Genomic DNA, 15,703 nt, shown 5'->3' with positions numbered 1-15,703 from the left:
CGTGACGACGCCCGACCCCGCGGCCGCCGGCCGCGCCGCCGTCGAGGCGCGGCGCGCCCGAGCCGCCGTCAAGCGCGCGCTGCGCGCGGGGCAGCGAGGCCCTCGCGACGTCGCGGAGCGCGCGTGGCAGGAGCCGGGCAGCCCGGAGGCGCGCCTGCGCTTCGTCGAGTTCGCCGGGAGCCTGCGCGGCCTCGGCCCCGCGCGCGTCGAGCGGCTCATGGCCTCGCTCGGCATCGCGGCGGGCAAGCGGCTCGGCGGGCTGGGCGATTTGCAGCGGGAGCGCGTTCGCGGTTGGCTGGACGACGTGGATCCCTCGCGTCGCCCCCGGCTTATCGTGCTCGCCGGTCCCACGGCGGTCGGCAAGGGCACGGTCGCGCAGTACGTGCGCGAGCACTTCCCGCAGATCCGCCAGTCGGTCAGCGCCACGACGCGCGCCGCCCGCCCGGGCGAGATCGACGGCGTGCACTACGCGTTCGTCTCCGACGCCGACTTCGACCGCATGGTCGACGAGGGCGAGTTCCTCGAGTGGGCGACGGTGCACAATCAATCGCGCTACGGCACGCCCCGCTCGAGCGTGCAGGCGGCGCTCGACGCCGGCAGCTCCGTGCTGCTCGAGATCGACCTGCAGGGCGCGCGGCAGGTGCGCGAGTCGTTCCCGGATGCGGTGCTGCTGTTCCTCGCACCGCCGTCGTGGGACGAGCTCGTGCGCAGACTCGTGGGCAGAGGCACCGAGACCGCGTCGGAGCGCGAGCGCCGGCTGGAGACCGCCAAGGTCGAGCTCGCGAGCCAACCGGAGTTCGACGCCACGATCGTCAACGCCGACGTCGCGCAGGCGGCGCGGCAGGTGGTCGAGCGCATCCTCGCAGCAGAGGCCGACGAGGGCGCTCCTCCGGCTGCGCGAGCCGCCGCGGACCGTTGAGCAGGGCAGGCCGCGAAGGTAGGATCGGCCCGAGATCGACCGTGCCGTCGAGCGTGGCGCGACGAGCGCGTGACGCAGCTTCGGTCATGACAGAGGACTGCGGATGATCGACGAGGCCGCCTCGGAGAGCACTGCGCCGGTGCCGGCCGTCGCGCGCGACCTCCTGTCGCCGTTCATCGAGCTGCTGCCGGTGCACGGGGCATCGATCTCGGTGCTGGCGGGCGCCAGTCAGTCGACGCTCGGTGCGAGCGACGCGCTCGCGGCCCGGCTCGAGCAGCTGCAGTTCGAGCTCGGGGAGGGGCCGCACTGGGAGGCACTCCACAGCGGCGAGCCCGTGCTCGTGCCGGACGTGCGCGAGCGCCGGTCGTCGTGGCCCGTCTTCTGCGCCACGGCGAGCGAGCTCGAGGTCGGCGCGATGTTCGCCTACCCGCTCACCCTCGGCGCCGTCGTGGTCGGCGTCGTCGACCTCTACCGGTCCTCGGCGGGAGACCTCAGCCCGAGTGACCGGGCCAAAGCACGCTCGCTCGCAGCGGTCGCCGCCAGCACGGCAGTCCGCCTCGCCGCGCTGGCCGCTACCGAGGATCAGCCGCAGCAGGGCGCGTGGTCGCCCGAGCTGCGACGCGTGGTGCACCAGGCGACCGGCATGGTGCTCGTGCAGCTCGACGTGACCGCCACCGAGGCGTTCGCCCGGCTGCGCGCCCATGCGTTCGCGACCGGCGCGTCGCTAGAATCGGTAGCGCAGGATGTGGTGGCGAGAAGGCTGACGCTCGATGATCCAGCGGCAGGCGGTTGACGATGTGCAACAGCAGGGTTCGAAGGGGAAGCGCGCATGACTGAGTCCTCGCGGGAGGTCCGCCTGAATGCGGCCTTCGTCACGCTCGCCGAGACGCTGACCTCGGAGTACGACGTCATCGAGCTCCTCCACACCCTCATGGGCGAGTGCATCGGTCTGACGGATGCCGAGGCGGGCGGTCTCCTGCTCGCCAATCCGCAGGGCGAGCTCGAGCTCGTCGCGTCGACGAGCGAGGGAGCCGGATTCGTCGAGGTGATGCAGCTCAACGCCGGCGAGGGTCCGTGCATCGAGTCGCACGCGACAGGCGAGGCGGTCTCCGTCCCGGACATCACGGAGACGCGGCCGGAGTGGGCCGAGTTCCGCGATGCAGCGCTGGCCGAGGGCTATCACGCCAGCTACGCCGTGCCGCTGCGGGTGCGCTCCGAGGTGATCGGCGCCATGGGGCTCTTCAGCACGAGCGCGGGCGACCTCCTCGCCGAGGACGCCCGGATCGCCCGCGCGCTCGCGGACGTCGCGTCGATCGGCATCCTGCAAGAGCGAGTCCTGCGCGAGAGCGCCATCGTCGCCGAGCAGCTGCAGCGCGCCCTCGACAGCCGGGTGCTCATCGAGCAGGCGAAGGGGGTGCTCGCCGCGCTCCACGACATCGACATGGACCGGGCGTTCCAGATGCTCCGCGATCACGCCCGCAGCAACAACCTGAACCTGCATGCCGTCGCCCAGGGCGTCATCGACCGCACCATCCGGATCGAGCGCGCCTCGCGGCGCATCACGGCCGAACCGCCGAACTAGCCCTTGACCGCCCCTCGGTTCTCGTGAAGGATCGGGGTACAAGCAAGGGTGCTCTCCAGACCTCGGAGCACGCGTCGCCGGCGCAGAGCCGGCTCGATGCGGAAGAGGCGGCAATGGAGACGACCATCAGCACGACGGATCGGCAGCGCGACGACGTGCGACGACCGCAGCGCGATCGCGGGCCGGCGTGGGCCGAGCGCACTTGGCTCGAGGGCAAGGGCAGGCTGCTCGACGAGCGGGCGTACCTCGCAGCGCTCGGGCGTGGGGGAGCCCAGCGGATGGCCATCCCGCTCGGGGAGGGCTGAGCAGTGGACCTCGAGATCGAGCTCCGCTTCCTCGCCGTCTTCTTCGCGGCGCTGCTGGTCGTGCAGGCGCTGCTGCTGCTGACCTGGGTGGCGGCAAGGGGCGTGAGGAAGGGCCGCGCCGCCCTGCGGCCCGCCGCGCGCATCGAGTCGACGCAGCCAGCGGCCGCTCCCGCGCAGCCCACCACGTAAGTCGATCCGTCGGCCGCCCGCGCGCGGTAGAGTGGTCTCTTGCGCCCACCGGCGCATGAGCTTCGCCGAGCGCGATCCCGCGCTCAGCCACCACCTGCAGGAGGCACCCATGGCCAAGGGCATCATCAACCCCCCGATCGACGAGCTGCTCGACAAGGTCGACTCGAAGTACCAGCTGGTCATCTTCGCGTCGAAGCGCGCGCGCCAGATCAACGACTACTACACCGACATCCACGAGGGCTCGATGTTCGACAACGTCGGCCCGCTCGTCGACGCCACGATCGAGGACAAGCCGCTCTCGGTCGCACTGCACGAGATCCACGCGGACAAGCTCGTCCTCACCCACGACGAGGCCGCCGAGGCCTGATGCGCGTCGTCGTCGGGATCTCCGGCGGTATCGCCGCATACAAGGCAGCCCTCGCGATCCGCGAGCTCGTGCAGGCCGGTCACGACGTGCACGTCGTGCCGACCGCATCCGCACTCCGCTTCATCGGGCGCCCGACGCTCGAGGCGCTGAGCCGCAATCCCGTCACCGACGAGGTCTTCGACGACGTCGCGGCCGTGCGCCACGTCGCGCTCGGCCAGTCGGCCGACCTCATCGTGGTGCTCCCCGCGACCGCGAACACGCTCGCGAAGCTCGCGACCGGGCTCGCCGACGACCTGCTCGGCACCACCGTGCTCGCCTCCCGGGCACCGCTCGTGCTCGCGCCCGCGATGCACACCGAGATGTGGGAGCAGCCGGCCGTGCAGGCGAACGTGCGCACGCTCGTCGAGCGCGGCGCCACCGTGGTGGGGCCCGTCGAGGGCTCGCTCACAGGCGGCGACACCGGGCTCGGCCGCATGGCCGAGCCGACCGAGGTCGTCGCCGCGGCGCTCGCGCGCGTCGCGGGCGCCGGCTCGCTCGCGGGCCGCTCGGTCGTCGTCTCCGCCGGCGGCACGCGCGAGCCCATCGATCCCGTGCGGTTCCTCGGCAACCGGTCGAGCGGGGCCATGGGCGTCGCACTCGCCTCCGCCGCGCGCGACGCCGGCGCGACCGTCACGCTCGTCGGCGCCAACCTGCACGTGCCCGCGCCCCACGGCGTCACCACGGTCGAGGTCGAGACGACCGCGCAGCTGCGCGAGCGGATGCTCGAACTCGGGGACGCGGATGTCGTCGTGATGGCGGCCGCGGTCGCCGACTACCGCGTCGACGGCGTCTCCGACGCGAAGCGCACGAAGGAGGCGTGGGGCGAGACGCCGACGCTCACCCTCGCGCTCAACCCCGACATCCTCGCCGAGCTGTCGCGGCGTCCGCGCTCCGGTCTCGTCGTCGGCTTCGCGGCCGAGACCGAGGCCGACGACGCCGCGCTGCTGCAGCGCGGCCGCGACAAGCTCGCGCGCAAGGGCGCCGACCTGCTGGTCGTCAACCGCGTCGGCCACGACGAGGGATTCGGCCACGTCGACACGCGCGTGCGCGTGCTCGACGGCTCCGGTGTCGTCGCCGACGCCGCCGGCAGCAAGGCGTCAGTGGCCCGCGCCATCATCGATGCCGTCGCGCAGCGCCTCGCCGCTCGACCCGCATCCACCGCATCCAGCCTCACCGCATCCCAGGAGCGCCAGTGACCCTGCGCCTGTTCACGTCCGAGTCCGTGACCGAGGGCCACCCCGACAAGATCTCCGATCAGATCTCCGACGCGGTGCTCGACGCCATGCTGACGCAGGACACCGAGGCGCGCGTCGCCGTCGAGACGCTCGTCACCACGGGGCTCGTGCACGTCGCGGGCGAGGTTCGCACGACCGGCTACGTCGACATCGCATCCGTGGCGCGCAAGGTCATCGTCGACATCGGCTACGACTCGAGCGAGGTGTCGTTCGACGGCAACTCGTGCGGCGTGACCGTCTCGATCGGCGAGCAGTCGCCCGAGATCGCCACCGGCGTCGACACGGCCGTCGAGGCGCGCGACGGCTCCGTCGACCCGCTCGACCGCGACGGCGCCGGCGACCAGGGCATCATGTTCGGCTTCGCGACCGACGAGACCCCCACGTTCATGCCGGCGACCGCGTGGGCTGCGCACCGGCTCGCCGAGCGGCTCGCCGCCGTGCGCCGCAGCGGCGCGATCCCGTGGCTGCGCCCCGACGGCAAGACGCAGGTGACGATCGGCTACGACGGCTTCCGCCCGGTCAGCGTCGACACCGTCCTCGTCTCCACGCAGCACGCCCCCGGTGTGACCGACGCCGACATCCGGGCCGCCGTCATCGAGCACGTCATCGACCCGGTCGTCGGGCAGCTCGGCCTCGACGCGAGCGGCATGCGCGCGATCGTCAACCCCTCCGGATCGTTCCTCACCGGCGGGCCGAAGGGCGACGCCGGCCTCACCGGCCGCAAGATCATCGTCGACACCTACGGCGGCGCCGCCCGGCACGGCGGCGGCGCGTTCAGCGGCAAGGACCCGTCGAAGGTCGACCGCTCAGCCGCGTACGCGTTGCGGTGGGTGGCGAAGAACGCGGTCGCCGCGGGCCTCGCGTCGCGCCTCGAGGTGCAGGCCGCGTACGCGATCGGCATGGCGCAGCCGGTCGGCCTCTACGTCGAGACGTTCGGCACCGGCACCGTCGACGACGCGACGATCCAGGCCGCGATCCAGCAGGTCTTCGACCTGCGTCCCGGCGCGATCGTGCGCGACCTCGACCTGCGCAAGCCCAAGTACCGGCAGACCGCCGCCTACGGCCACTTCGGCCGCGAGCTGCCCGACTTCACCTGGGAGCGGCTCGACCGCGTCGACGACCTGCGCGCCGCCGCGGGGCTCTGACCGGCGTGGCGGCCGAGGCTGCCCGGTTCGCCCGCGTCGTGGTCGACTCGCGGCTGCCGCAGCTCGACCGGCTGTTCGAGTACCGCGTGCCGCCGGGCCTCGAGGGTGTCGCCCCCGGCGTGCGCGTGCGCGTGCCGCTGCGCGGTGACCGGATGACCGCCGGCTACGTCGTCGAGGTGGCGGATGCGCGTGCCTGGGAGGGCGAGGTCGCCGACGTCGAGAAGGTGCTCTCGCCCGTGCCGGTGCTGCAGCCGGAGGTGTGGGCGCTCGCTCGCGCCGTCGCCGACCGCGCTGCCGGCGGCGCGGCCGACGTGCTGCGGGTCGCGATCCCCGGCCGGCAGGCGCGCGTCGAGAAGGCGTGGCTCGCGCAGGAGGCCGCGGCGCTGCCGCCGTTGCCCGAACCGGCGGCGGAGACCCCGCTGCCCGGGCTCGTCGAGGCGCGCCGACGCATCGCCCTCGAGTGCGCCGGCGGCGTCGCGGCGGTCGAGGCCGCCGAGGGCACGGCGTGGGTCGGGCGCTGGGCGATCGCGCTCGCGGCACTCGCCCGGCAGGCCCTCGAGCGCGGCGAGCAGGCGATCCTCGTCGTCCCCGACCATCGCGAGCAGCGCCAGCTGCGGCTCGCGCTCGAGGCCGCCGTCGGCGTCGAGCGCGTCGTCGAGCTCGATGCGCGCCAGAAGAACCCCGACCGGTACCGCGGCTTCCTCCGCTGCCTCGACGGCGAGCCGATCGCGATCATCGGGCCGCGCTCGGCGGTGTACGCGCCCGCCGCGAGGCTCGGGCTGCTCGCCGTCTGGGAGGACGGCGACCCGCTGCTCGCTGAGCCGCTGTCGCCCTGGGTGCACGCGCGCGACGCCGCGCTCGTGCGGCAGGGCCAGTCCGGCTGCGCGCTCGTCATCGCCGGGCATGCCCGCTCGACCGACGCCGAGCGGCTCGTCGAGCTCGGCCACCTCGAGCACGAGCGGCTCGGCGCGCACCGCGTGCGGGTGCTGCCCGCCGCGCTCGCCGACGACGGCAGGCGCGTGCCCGCCGCCGCGTTCGCCGCCGCCCGGGAAGGGATCGCGTCGAAGCCCGTGCTCGTGCAGGTGGGGCGGCCGGGCCACGCACCGGGGCTGCGCTGCGCCGACTGCGGCAGCCGCGCGCGCTGCAGCACGTGCGGCGGCCCGCTCGGCGTGCGCTCCCGCACCGCCGCGCCCGCGTGCCGGCTGTGCGGGCGGCTCGCCGCGGGCTGGCGGTGCCCCTCGTGCCACGGCGCGAAGCTCGTGGGCGTCGGCCGCGGCTCGACGCGCATCGCCGAGGAGCTCGGCCGCGCGTTCCCCGGCGTGCCGGTCGTCGTCGCCGATGGCGAGCACGAGCGGCTCGCGATCGACGCCCGGCCGCGGATCGTCGTCGCCACGCGCGGCGCCGAGCCGGTCGCCGACGGCGGGTACGGCGCCGTGCTGCTGCTCGACGGCGATTCGCTGCTCGCGCACGAGGGACTGCGGATCGCCGAGGAGGCGGTGCGGCAGTGGGCGTCGGCGCGCGCGCTCGCCGCTGAGGGCGCGCCCGTCGTGCTCGCCGGCGTCGTCGGTCCCGCGGCGGCCGCGCTCACCGGCGACACGACCGTGCCGTTCGCGAAGGGCGAGCTCGCCGAGCGCCGACAGCTGCGGTTCCCGCCAGCCGTGCGCACCGCATCCGTCGTCGGCACGCCCGACGCGGTCGCCGACGCGCTCGAGGCGCTCGACGGCCTCGACCACCTCGACGTGCTCGGTCCCGTGCCCGTCGCCGACACCCGGCCGGGCGAGGAGGCGGAGCGCGCGATCGTGCGCTTCGCGTACGCCGACGGCGCCCGCGTCGCGGGCATCGCGCGCGCCCGCGTGCTCACCGCCGCCGCGCGTCCCCGGCGCCCCGGCGCCCCCGCACGGCTCCGCATCCGGTTGGATGATCCCGAGCCCTTCGACGGGCTCTGACCGCCACGAGCTCCGCCCGACACGGGCACCGCCCCCGAGAGGAACCATGCGCATCGTCTTCGCCGGCAGCCCGGCCGCCGCCGTCCCGAGCCTCGAGGCGCTCGCGCGCACCCACGAGGTGCTCGCGGTGGTGACGCGCACCGCGTCACCCCAGGGCCGCAAGCGCGTGCTGACGCCGACGCCTGTCGCGGATGCCGCCGCAGCGCTCGGCATCCCGGTCATCGAGGCGAACCGGCTCGACGCCGACGCCACCGCCGCGATCACCGCGCTCGAGCCAGAGCTGGCCGTCGTCGTCGCCTACGGGGGCCTCGTGCGCGAGCCGCTGCTGTCGGCGCCGCCGCACGGCTGGATCAACCTGCACTTCTCGCTGCTGCCCGACTACCGCGGCGCCGCGCCCGTGCAGCGCGCCCTGATCGACGGCCGCGGCGTCACCGGCGTCAGCGTGTTCCGGCTCGTCCCGGAGCTCGATGCCGGCCCGATCGTGAGGATGCGCGAGGCGCCGGTGCCCGAGGGGGCGACGGCCGGCGCGCTGCTCGAGCAGCTGGCCGAGCTCGGCGCGCTCGAGCTCGTCGCCGCCGTCGACGCGATCGCCGCTGGCACCGCGACGTTCGAGCCGCAGTCGAGCGCGCCCTCGTTCGCGCCCAAGCTGACGCTCGCCGACGGCGCGATCGACCTCGCCGCGACCGCGCCCGCGGTGCTGAGCCGCTGGCGCGGCGTGACGCCCGAGCCGGGCGCCCACGCGACGGTCCTGGACGAGCGGGGCGACGGGGAGCGGATCAAGCTCCTCGCCCTCGCCCGCTCCGGTGCCGAGCCCCTCCCGCCGGGCGACGCCAGGCTCGCGGGCCGCACCGCGATCGTGGGCACCGGGAGCGCGCCGCTCGAGCTGCTCGAGGTGCAGCCGGCGGGCCGCCGCCCGATGGCGGGTGCCGACTGGCTGCGAGGCCGGGGCGGCGCGGCCGCCTTCCGGACCGGAGCGGCGGCATGAGCGCCCGCGAGGTCGCCCGCGACGTCGTGCTCGCCGTCGACCGCGACGACGCGTACGCGAATTTGCTGCTGCCCGCGCGCATCCGCGAGGCCGGGCTCAGCCCCGCCGACGCCGGCTTCGCGACCGAGCTCGCATACGGCACGCTCCGCTGGCAGGGGCTGCATGACGCGCTCATCGCCGATGCGGCAGGCAGGCCGATCGACGAGATCGACCCGACCACGCTCGCGACGCTCCGCATCGGCTCGCACCAGCTCAGCCGCATGCGCACGCCCGTGCACGCGGCGGTGCACGAGACGGTCGCGCTGCTCGGCAAGCACAAGGGCAGGGCGGGCTTCGCCAACGCCGTGCTGCGCCGGCTCTCGGAGGTGCCCGCCGAAGAGCGACTCGCGCGCCTCACCGGCACGATGACGGACGACGACCGGCTCGCGCTCGAGACCGCGCACCCAGCGTGGGTGCTGCGGGCGCTGCGGCGCTCGCTCGACCGTGAGGGGGCCGCCGACGAGCTCGGCGCGCTGCTCGCGGCCGACAACGACCCGCCCGCCGTGCAGCTCGTCGCGCTGCCCGGCATCGCCGATCCCGACGCGCTCGACGGCGCGCCGACCGCGAGCCCCATCGGGCGCGTCGCGCCGCCCGGCGACCCGGCCCGGCTCCCGCAGGTCGCGGATGGCAGCTGGCGCGTGCAGGACGCCGGCTCGCAGCTCGCGGCGCTCGCGCTCACCCGCGCTCGACCCGTGCGGGCGGGGGAGCGGTGGCTCGACCTCTGCGCCGGGCCCGGCGGCAAGGCGGCGCTCATGGCCGCCGAGGCGGCCGCTGCCGGCGCGTCGCTCGAGGCGAACGAGCTGCTGCCGCACCGGGCGCGACTCGTGCGCGACGCCGTGCGAGGCATCCGGCCACGGCCCGACGTCGTCGTCGGCGACGGGCGCCGCTACGGCCGCGGCGAGACGGCGGGCGCATTCGACCGCGTCCTGCTCGACGCGCCCTGCACGGGGCTCGGGGCGCTCCGCCGGCGTCCCGAGGCTCGCTGGCGCAAGCAGCCGACCGACGTGCCGGAGCTCGCGGCCCTGCAAGCCGACCTGCTCGAGGCGGCATCGCGCGCCGTCGCGCCCGGCGGGCTCGTCGCCTACGTCACCTGCTCTCCGCACCTGGCAGAGACCCGCGCGGTCGTCGAGCGCGCAGCAGCGCTCGGGCTCGTGCCCGTCGACACGCGCTCGGTCGTGCGCGAGCTCTCGCCCGGCATCGCGCTCGGGGAGACGGGCGACGCCGTGCAGCTGTGGCCGCACCGCAACGGCACCGACGCGATGTTCATGCAGCTGCTGACGACGGCGTAGCCCCCGACCGGCGCCCGACCGGCCCGCACCAGCCCCGGCCGCACCTGCACCGATCTGCGGGTCCGCGCGCGCCGCACGCGCGATTCGGTACCGCAGCCCGAACGGCCCCGCGATCCCCAGCACGGATCTGCGGGTGCTGGACTCGCGCACCTGCAGATCGGTACCGGTCCGTCAGGGACCCACCGACGGCCGCCTGTCACGGCGTCCTTGAGACCGCCTTCGTGCTGGCCTCCCGGCCCCTTCCGCCCCGACGGGCGAGCATCCGCCCCGCGGCTAGGGTGGAGGCATGGTCAGGATCCACCCCAGCATCCTGTCGGCGGACTTCGTGAACCTCGAGCGCGACCTCGAGAAGATCGCGACGGCCGACGGCGTGCACGTCGACATCATGGACGCGCACTTCGTCCCGAACCTCACCTTCGGCCTGCCGATGGTGCAGCGCATCGCGGAGGTGACGGAGCTGCCGCTCGACGTGCACCTCATGATCGACGACCCGGACACGTGGGCGCACCAGTACGCGATCGACGGCGTCGAGTCCGTCACCTTCCACGCCGAGGCGACGCGCGACGCCGTCGCGATCGCGCGCGAGCTGCGCGCCCGCGGCACGCGCGCCGCGATCGCCGTCAAGCCCGGCACGGCCGTCGAGCAGGTGCTCGAGCACCTGCCGGAGTTCGACATGGTGCTCGTCATGACGGTCGAGCCCGGCTTCGGCGGCCAGGCCTTCATGCCCGAGATGATGCCGAAGCTGCGGCTGCTGCGCGGCCGCGCCGACGACCTCGGGATCGAGCTCGCGCTGCAGGTCGACGGCGGCATCACCGACGACACGCTGCCCATCGCCGCGGCCGCGGGCGCCGACGTGTTCGTCGCCGGCTCCGCCGTCTACGGCCACCCGGACCCTGCGGGCCGCATCGTCGCGCTCCGCGAGTCGGGCATGCTCTCGCCCGGTAGCCTGGAGCGGTGAAGACCTTCGACGAGCTGTACGCGGAGCTCGAGCGCACCCTCGCCGAGCGCCGTGAGGGCTCCGGGACCGTCGCGGCCGTCGACGCCGGCGTGCACGCGATCGGCAAGAAGATCGTCGAGGAGGCCGCCGAGGTCTGGATGGCGGCGGAGCACGAGTCCGACGAGGACGCCGCGATGGAGATCTCGCAGCTGCTGTACCACCTGCAGGTGCTCATGCTGGCGAAGGGCATCACGCTCCAGGACGTCTACCGACATCTCTGACGCGCCGCCCATCATTCGTCAGACTTGAAGGACCCCATGCTGAAGATCGCTGTGCCCAACAAGGGCTCGCTGGCCGAGACGGCCGCCTGGATGCTCGACGAGGCCGGCTACCGCGGCCGCCGCGACGGCAAGGAGCTCATCGTCGTCGACGCGCGCAACGAGGTGGAGTTCTTCTTCCTCCGCCCCCGCGACATCGCCACGTACGTCGGCTCCGGCGCGCTCGACGTCGGCATCACCGGCCGCGACCTGCTGCTCGACTCCGGCTCCGACGCCGTCGAGGTCGAGGGGCTGGGCTTCGCGCGCTCGACGTTCCGCTTCGCCGGCCCCGCCGGCCGCTTCTCGAGCGCGGCAGACCTCCAGGGCGTGCGCATCGCCTCGAGCTACACGCTGCTCGTCGAGCAGCACCTCGCCGAGCACGGCGTGACCGCCGAGCTCGTGCGCCTCGACGGCGCGGTCGAGTCGGCCGTGCGGCTCGGCGTCGCGGATGCCGTCGCCGACGTCGTCGAGACCGGTGGCACGCTGCGCGCCCAGGGCCTCGAGGTGTTCGGCGACCCGATCCTCTCGAGCGAGGCGGTGCTCATCTCGAACGGCTCGAACCCCGCGGGCATGGCGACGCTCAAGCGCCGCCTCGACGGCGTCATGGTCGCTCGCGACTACGTGCTCGTCGACTACGACATCGAGCGCGTGCACCTCGACGCGGCCATCGAGGTCGCCCACGGCTTCGAGAGCGCGACCGTGAGCCCGCTGCAGAAGCAGGGCTGGGCCGCCGTGCGCGTCATGGTCCGCCGTGACGAGACCAACCAGATCATGGATGCGCTCGCGGACGTCGGCGCGCGGGCGATCATCGTCTCGCGCATCCACGCGGCGCGCATCTGATGATGGGGCGCATCTGATGACGGGCCTCAGCTGATGCTCGCCACCCGCGTCATCCCCTGCCTCGACGTCGCCCACGGCCGCGTCGTGAAGGGCGTGCAGTTCCAGGGCCTCACCGACCAGGGCGACCCCGTCGAGCTCGCCGCGCGCTACGCCGAGCAGGGCGCCGACGAGCTCACGTTCCTCGACGTCAAGGCCACCGTCGACGAGGCGGGGACCATGCTCGACGTCGTCGAGCGCACAGCCGAGCAGATCTTCATCCCGCTGACGGTCGGCGGCGGCGTCCGCAGCCGCGACGACGTCGCTCGACTCCTCGCGCACGGCGCCGACAAGGTGGGCGTCAACTCCGCGGCGATCCGCGAGCCGGCGCTCATCGACCGGATCGTGGCCGACTTCGGCTCGCAGGTGCTCGTGCTCTCGCTCGACGTGCGTCGCGCGCCCGAGATGCCGAGCGGCTTCGAGGTGACGACGCACGGCGGCAGCCGCGGCGCCGGCCTCGACGCGCTCGCTTGGGCCCGCGAGGGCGTCGCGCGCGGCGTGGGGGAGCTGCTCGTCAACTCCATCGACGCTGACGGCACCAAGGAGGGCTTCGACCTCGAGCTGCTCCGCGCCGTCCGGGCGGTAGCCACCACGCCCGTGATCGCCTCCGGCGGCGCCGGCGGTCCCGACCACTTCGCGCCGGCCGTCGAGGCGGGCGCCGACGCGGTGCTCGCCGCGAGCATCTTCCACAGCGGCCAGTGCACGATCGGCGACGTCAAGGCCGCGATGCGCGAGGCGGGGGTGACGGTGCGATGAGCGAGCCCAGATCGGTGCAGCTGCCCGAGCTCAAGCTCGACGCGGACGGCCTCGTCGCCGCCGTGATCCAGGACGACGCGACGGGCGACGTGCTCATGGTCGGGTACATGGACGCGGAGGCGCTGCGGCGCACCGCGACCGAGGGCCGCGTCACCTTCTGGTCGCGCTCCCGCCGGGAGTACTGGCGGAAGGGCGACACGTCCGGCAACATCCAGGTGCCCCGCTCGATCGCGATCGACTGCGACGGCGACGCCCTGCTCGTGCGCGTCGACCAGTCCGGTCCCGCGTGCCACACCGGAGCGCACTCGTGCTTCTTCACGCCCGTCGCGATGGCCGGGGCAGCGCCCGGCGCGACGTCGTCGGCGGAGCAGCCGTGACCGCCGGGACGACCGGCCGCGCCGACTTCGACGCGCTCCTCGCGGAGCACCGAGTCGTGCCGGTCGTGCGCGAGGTGTTCCTCGACGCCGAGACGCCCGTGGGCGTCTACCGGCGCGTCGCCGGCGGCAGGGCGGGCACGTTCCTGCTCGAGTCGGCGCAGCAGGGCGTGTGGAGCCGCTACTCCTTCGTCGGCGTCGCCTCCTTCGGGCAGCTCACCGCCGACCGCGGTGAGGTCGTCTGGCGCTCCGAGACCGTGTCGGCCGAGCGGCTGCTCGGCGACGACGCGCAGCGGCTCGGGCTCGAGACCGTCGAGCACGTGCTGCGCCGCTGGGCGACGCCCCGCATCGCCGGGCTGCCCCGGCTCACGAGCGGGCTCGTCGGCCACATCGGCTGGGAGGCGGTGCGCGAGCTCGAGCGGCTGCCCGACGCGCCGCCGCGCGAGGTCGACGTGCCCGCGATCGCGATGTCGCTCGCGGCGACGCTCGTCGTGCTCGACCACCGCACGGGAGCGGCGCACCTCGTCGCGAACGTTCTCAACGACGGCGTCGATGACGCGGATGCGCTGTGGCGCGACGCGCAGGCACGGCTCGACGCGCTCGAAGCCGACCTCGCCCGCCCGGAGGCCGGCTCGCTCGCCTCGCTCGACCGCGACGCGGAGCCCCGGCCGACGGCGCGCGTCAGCGCCGACGACTTCCGGGCCATGGTCGACACCTCGAAGCAGCACATCGTCGACGGCGACGTCTTCCAGGTCGTGCTCTCCGCCCGCTTCGACCTCGCGACCGACGCCGACCCGCTCGAGGTCTACCGGGTGCTGCGCATGCTCAACCCGTCGCCGTACCTCTACCTGCTCTCGCTCGAGGACGCGGCGGGCGCCCCCTACGCGGTGGTCGGCTCGAGCCCCGAGGCGCTCGTGACCGTCCACGACGGCGCCGCGACGATGCATCCGATCGCCGGCAGCCGGCCGCGCGGCGCCGACGCGGCCGCGGACCGCGCGCTCGCGGACGATCTGCTCGCCGACCCGAAGGAGCGCAGCGAGCACGTCATGCTCGTCGACCTCGCCCGCAACGACCTCGCGAAGGTGTGCGTGCCCGGCACGGTCGCCGTCACCGAGCTCATGGCGATCGAGCGCTTCAGCCACATCATGCACATCGTCTCGACCGTCGAGGGCCGCATGCGCGACGACGCGACCGCCGTCGACGCGTTCCGCGCCACGTTCCCGGCCGGCACGCTCTCGGGTGCGCCGAAGCCGCGGGCGCTCGAGATCATCGACGCCCTCGAGCCCGCCCAGCGCGGCGTGTACGGCGGTGTGGTCGGATGGCTCGACCTGGCCGGCGACGCCGACCTCGCGATCGCGATCCGCACGGTCACGATGCGCGACGGCGTCGCCCACGTGCAGTCGGGCGCAGGGCTCGTCGCCGACAGCGACCCCGAGACGGAGCTGCAGGAGGTGCGCAGCAAGGCCGCGGCGCCGCTGCGGGCCGTCGCGGTCGCGTCGTCGATGCGCGGGCCCGCGTGAGCGCGCGCCGGTCGGCCCCGAGCGGCCGCCTGATCGCCGTCCTCGGCCTGCTGCTCGCCGGCGCGCTCGGCCTGCTCTCCGCCACCCAGCCGTGGGGGAGCGCCACGCTGCTCGACGGCCGCGAGCTCGCCGTCGCGGGGCAGGACGCCGCCGGCGCGATGACGACGCTCTCGCTCGCGACCGTCGCCCTCGCGCTCGTGCTGCCGCTCGCCGGCCCGATCTGGCGGCTCGTGCTCGGCGCGCTCGCGCTGCTGCTCGGCGGGCTGCTCGCCACGCACGCGGCGACCGCGCGAGCGGGCGTGGACGCGGCGATCGCCACGCTCGTGGCCGACGCGACCGGGCTCTCCGGCTCGGCGCAGCAGGCGGAGCTCGCGGCGACCGCGAGCACCGCGTGGCCGATCGTGGGCATCGCCGCCGGCGCGCTCGCCGCCGCGGTCGGCGTGTGGGTGCTCGTCACGGCACGGCGATGGCCGGCGCGAGCGTCCCGCGCCGCCCGCTACGAGCGCAGCGGCTCGGGCCTGGCATGGGATGTCATGGACGACGGCGAGGACCCGACTCGGTAGACTCGGGGCAGTGGCGCGTCAGCGCGCCGGAGGATCGACCCGAGGAGCATCGTGAGCGCACGCACCGGCATCACCGAGCAGCACGCAGCTGAGCTGTCCATCGCCGAGCAGGACTCGTCGTTCTCCGACCCGGGGCACGGCCACTCGCGCGCCGCGTGGGTCAGCGTCCTCGTCATGATCGCCGCCTTCACGTTCGGCACGCTGTTCTTCTTCCTCGACATGCCGACGCTCGTCTGGGCGAGCGCCGGCCTGCTCCTCATCGGCATGGTGCTCTGGCCCATCCTCAACCGCGCCGGCTTCGGCCCGAAGGACCACTAGGC

The 15,703-nt window shown here is 74.5% G+C and carries 19 protein-coding genes; all 19 read left to right on the top strand.

Annotated features, from left to right (window positions below; translation table 11 throughout):
• Position 1 precedes the first annotated feature (1 nt).
• The 19 genes from gmk (at position 2) to ACLQ21_RS02505 (ending at position 15,701) form a co-directional block, all read left to right on the top strand.
• Positions 2-919, top strand: coding sequence for a guanylate kinase (gmk, locus tag ACLQ21_RS02595; RefSeq protein WP_425661151.1), 918 nt, complete (start codon positions 2-4; stop codon positions 917-919).
• Between the two features lie 103 nt (positions 920-1,022).
• Positions 1,023-1,712, top strand: a complete 690-nt coding sequence (locus tag ACLQ21_RS02590; protein ID WP_425661150.1) for a GAF and ANTAR domain-containing protein — start codon at positions 1,023-1,025, stop codon at positions 1,710-1,712.
• 36 nt (positions 1,713-1,748) lie between these two features.
• Complete coding sequence (locus ACLQ21_RS02585) at positions 1,749-2,501, top strand: GAF and ANTAR domain-containing protein (RefSeq protein WP_425661149.1); 753 nt, start codon at positions 1,749-1,751, stop codon at positions 2,499-2,501.
• A 113-nt stretch (positions 2,502-2,614) separates the two neighbouring features.
• Positions 2,615-2,806, top strand: coding sequence for a hypothetical protein (locus tag ACLQ21_RS02580; protein ID WP_425661147.1), 192 nt, complete (start codon positions 2,615-2,617; stop codon positions 2,804-2,806).
• A 3-nt stretch (positions 2,807-2,809) separates the two neighbouring features.
• Positions 2,810-2,995 carry a hypothetical protein gene (locus ACLQ21_RS02575; RefSeq protein WP_425661145.1) on the top strand — a complete coding sequence of 62 codons (186 nt, stop codon included), beginning with the start codon at positions 2,810-2,812 and terminating at the stop codon, positions 2,993-2,995.
• Positions 2,996-3,104: 109 nt separating this feature from the next.
• Complete coding sequence (gene rpoZ / locus ACLQ21_RS02570) at positions 3,105-3,362, top strand: DNA-directed RNA polymerase subunit omega (RefSeq protein ID WP_425661415.1); 258 nt, start codon at positions 3,105-3,107, stop codon at positions 3,360-3,362.
• On the top strand, positions 3,362-4,597 hold the full coding sequence (gene coaBC / locus ACLQ21_RS02565) for a bifunctional phosphopantothenoylcysteine decarboxylase/phosphopantothenate--cysteine ligase CoaBC (protein WP_425661143.1): 1,236 nt from the start codon (positions 3,362-3,364) through the stop codon (positions 4,595-4,597). The genes rpoZ and coaBC overlap by 1 nt, the downstream gene beginning before the upstream one ends.
• Positions 4,594-5,781 (top strand): methionine adenosyltransferase, encoded by a 1,188-nt coding sequence (gene metK, locus ACLQ21_RS02560; protein WP_425661141.1) that lies wholly within the window; start codon positions 4,594-4,596, stop codon positions 5,779-5,781. The genes coaBC and metK overlap by 4 nt, the downstream gene beginning before the upstream one ends.
• A 5-nt stretch (positions 5,782-5,786) precedes the next feature.
• Positions 5,787-7,727: a primosomal protein N' gene (locus ACLQ21_RS02555; RefSeq protein ID WP_425661139.1), complete on the top strand. Its 1,941-nt coding sequence runs from the start codon at positions 5,787-5,789 to the stop codon at positions 7,725-7,727.
• A 46-nt stretch (positions 7,728-7,773) separates the two neighbouring features.
• On the top strand, positions 7,774-8,712 hold the full coding sequence (locus ACLQ21_RS02550) for a methionyl-tRNA formyltransferase (RefSeq protein WP_425661137.1): 939 nt from the start codon (positions 7,774-7,776) through the stop codon (positions 8,710-8,712).
• Positions 8,709-10,040, top strand: a complete 1,332-nt coding sequence (locus tag ACLQ21_RS02545) for an RsmB/NOP family class I SAM-dependent RNA methyltransferase (protein WP_425661135.1) — start codon at positions 8,709-8,711, stop codon at positions 10,038-10,040. Before ACLQ21_RS02550 ends, ACLQ21_RS02545 begins: the two co-directional genes overlap by 4 nt.
• 286 nt (positions 10,041-10,326) lie before the next feature.
• Positions 10,327-10,998 (top strand): ribulose-phosphate 3-epimerase, encoded by a 672-nt coding sequence (gene rpe / locus ACLQ21_RS02540; protein WP_425661133.1) that lies wholly within the window; start codon positions 10,327-10,329, stop codon positions 10,996-10,998.
• A complete protein-coding gene (locus ACLQ21_RS02535) occupies positions 10,995-11,258 on the top strand; it encodes a phosphoribosyl-ATP diphosphatase (protein ID WP_425661131.1) in 264 nt (87 codons plus the stop codon). The genes rpe and ACLQ21_RS02535 overlap by 4 nt, the downstream gene beginning before the upstream one ends.
• A gap of 36 nt (positions 11,259-11,294) precedes the next feature.
• On the top strand, positions 11,295-12,134 hold the full coding sequence (hisG, locus tag ACLQ21_RS02530; RefSeq protein ID WP_425661129.1) for an ATP phosphoribosyltransferase: 840 nt from the start codon (positions 11,295-11,297) through the stop codon (positions 12,132-12,134).
• A 30-nt stretch (positions 12,135-12,164) separates the two neighbouring features.
• Positions 12,165-12,926: an imidazole glycerol phosphate synthase subunit HisF gene (hisF, locus tag ACLQ21_RS02525; RefSeq protein ID WP_425661413.1), complete on the top strand. Its 762-nt coding sequence runs from the start codon at positions 12,165-12,167 to the stop codon at positions 12,924-12,926.
• Positions 12,923-13,303, top strand: coding sequence for a phosphoribosyl-AMP cyclohydrolase (hisI, locus tag ACLQ21_RS02520; protein WP_425661127.1), 381 nt, complete (start codon positions 12,923-12,925; stop codon positions 13,301-13,303). Before hisF ends, hisI begins: the two co-directional genes overlap by 4 nt.
• Positions 13,300-14,820 carry an anthranilate synthase component I gene (locus ACLQ21_RS02515; RefSeq protein ID WP_425661125.1) on the top strand — a complete coding sequence of 507 codons (1,521 nt, stop codon included), beginning with the start codon at positions 13,300-13,302 and terminating at the stop codon, positions 14,818-14,820. The genes hisI and ACLQ21_RS02515 overlap by 4 nt, the downstream gene beginning before the upstream one ends.
• Complete coding sequence (locus tag ACLQ21_RS02510; RefSeq protein WP_425661123.1) at positions 14,817-15,383, top strand: Trp biosynthesis-associated membrane protein; 567 nt, start codon at positions 14,817-14,819, stop codon at positions 15,381-15,383. Before ACLQ21_RS02515 ends, ACLQ21_RS02510 begins: the two co-directional genes overlap by 4 nt.
• A 51-nt stretch (positions 15,384-15,434) precedes the next feature.
• Positions 15,435-15,701: a DUF6704 family protein gene (locus tag ACLQ21_RS02505; RefSeq protein WP_425661121.1), complete on the top strand. Its 267-nt coding sequence runs from the start codon at positions 15,435-15,437 to the stop codon at positions 15,699-15,701.
• Positions 15,702-15,703 lie beyond the last annotated feature (2 nt).

This window comes from Agrococcus sp. DT81.2, assembly GCF_049844935.1.
In the GTDB taxonomy this organism is placed as follows: Bacteria; Actinomycetota; Actinomycetes; order Actinomycetales; family Microbacteriaceae; genus Agrococcus.
This window is presented reverse-complemented; position numbering and strand designations above follow the sequence as displayed.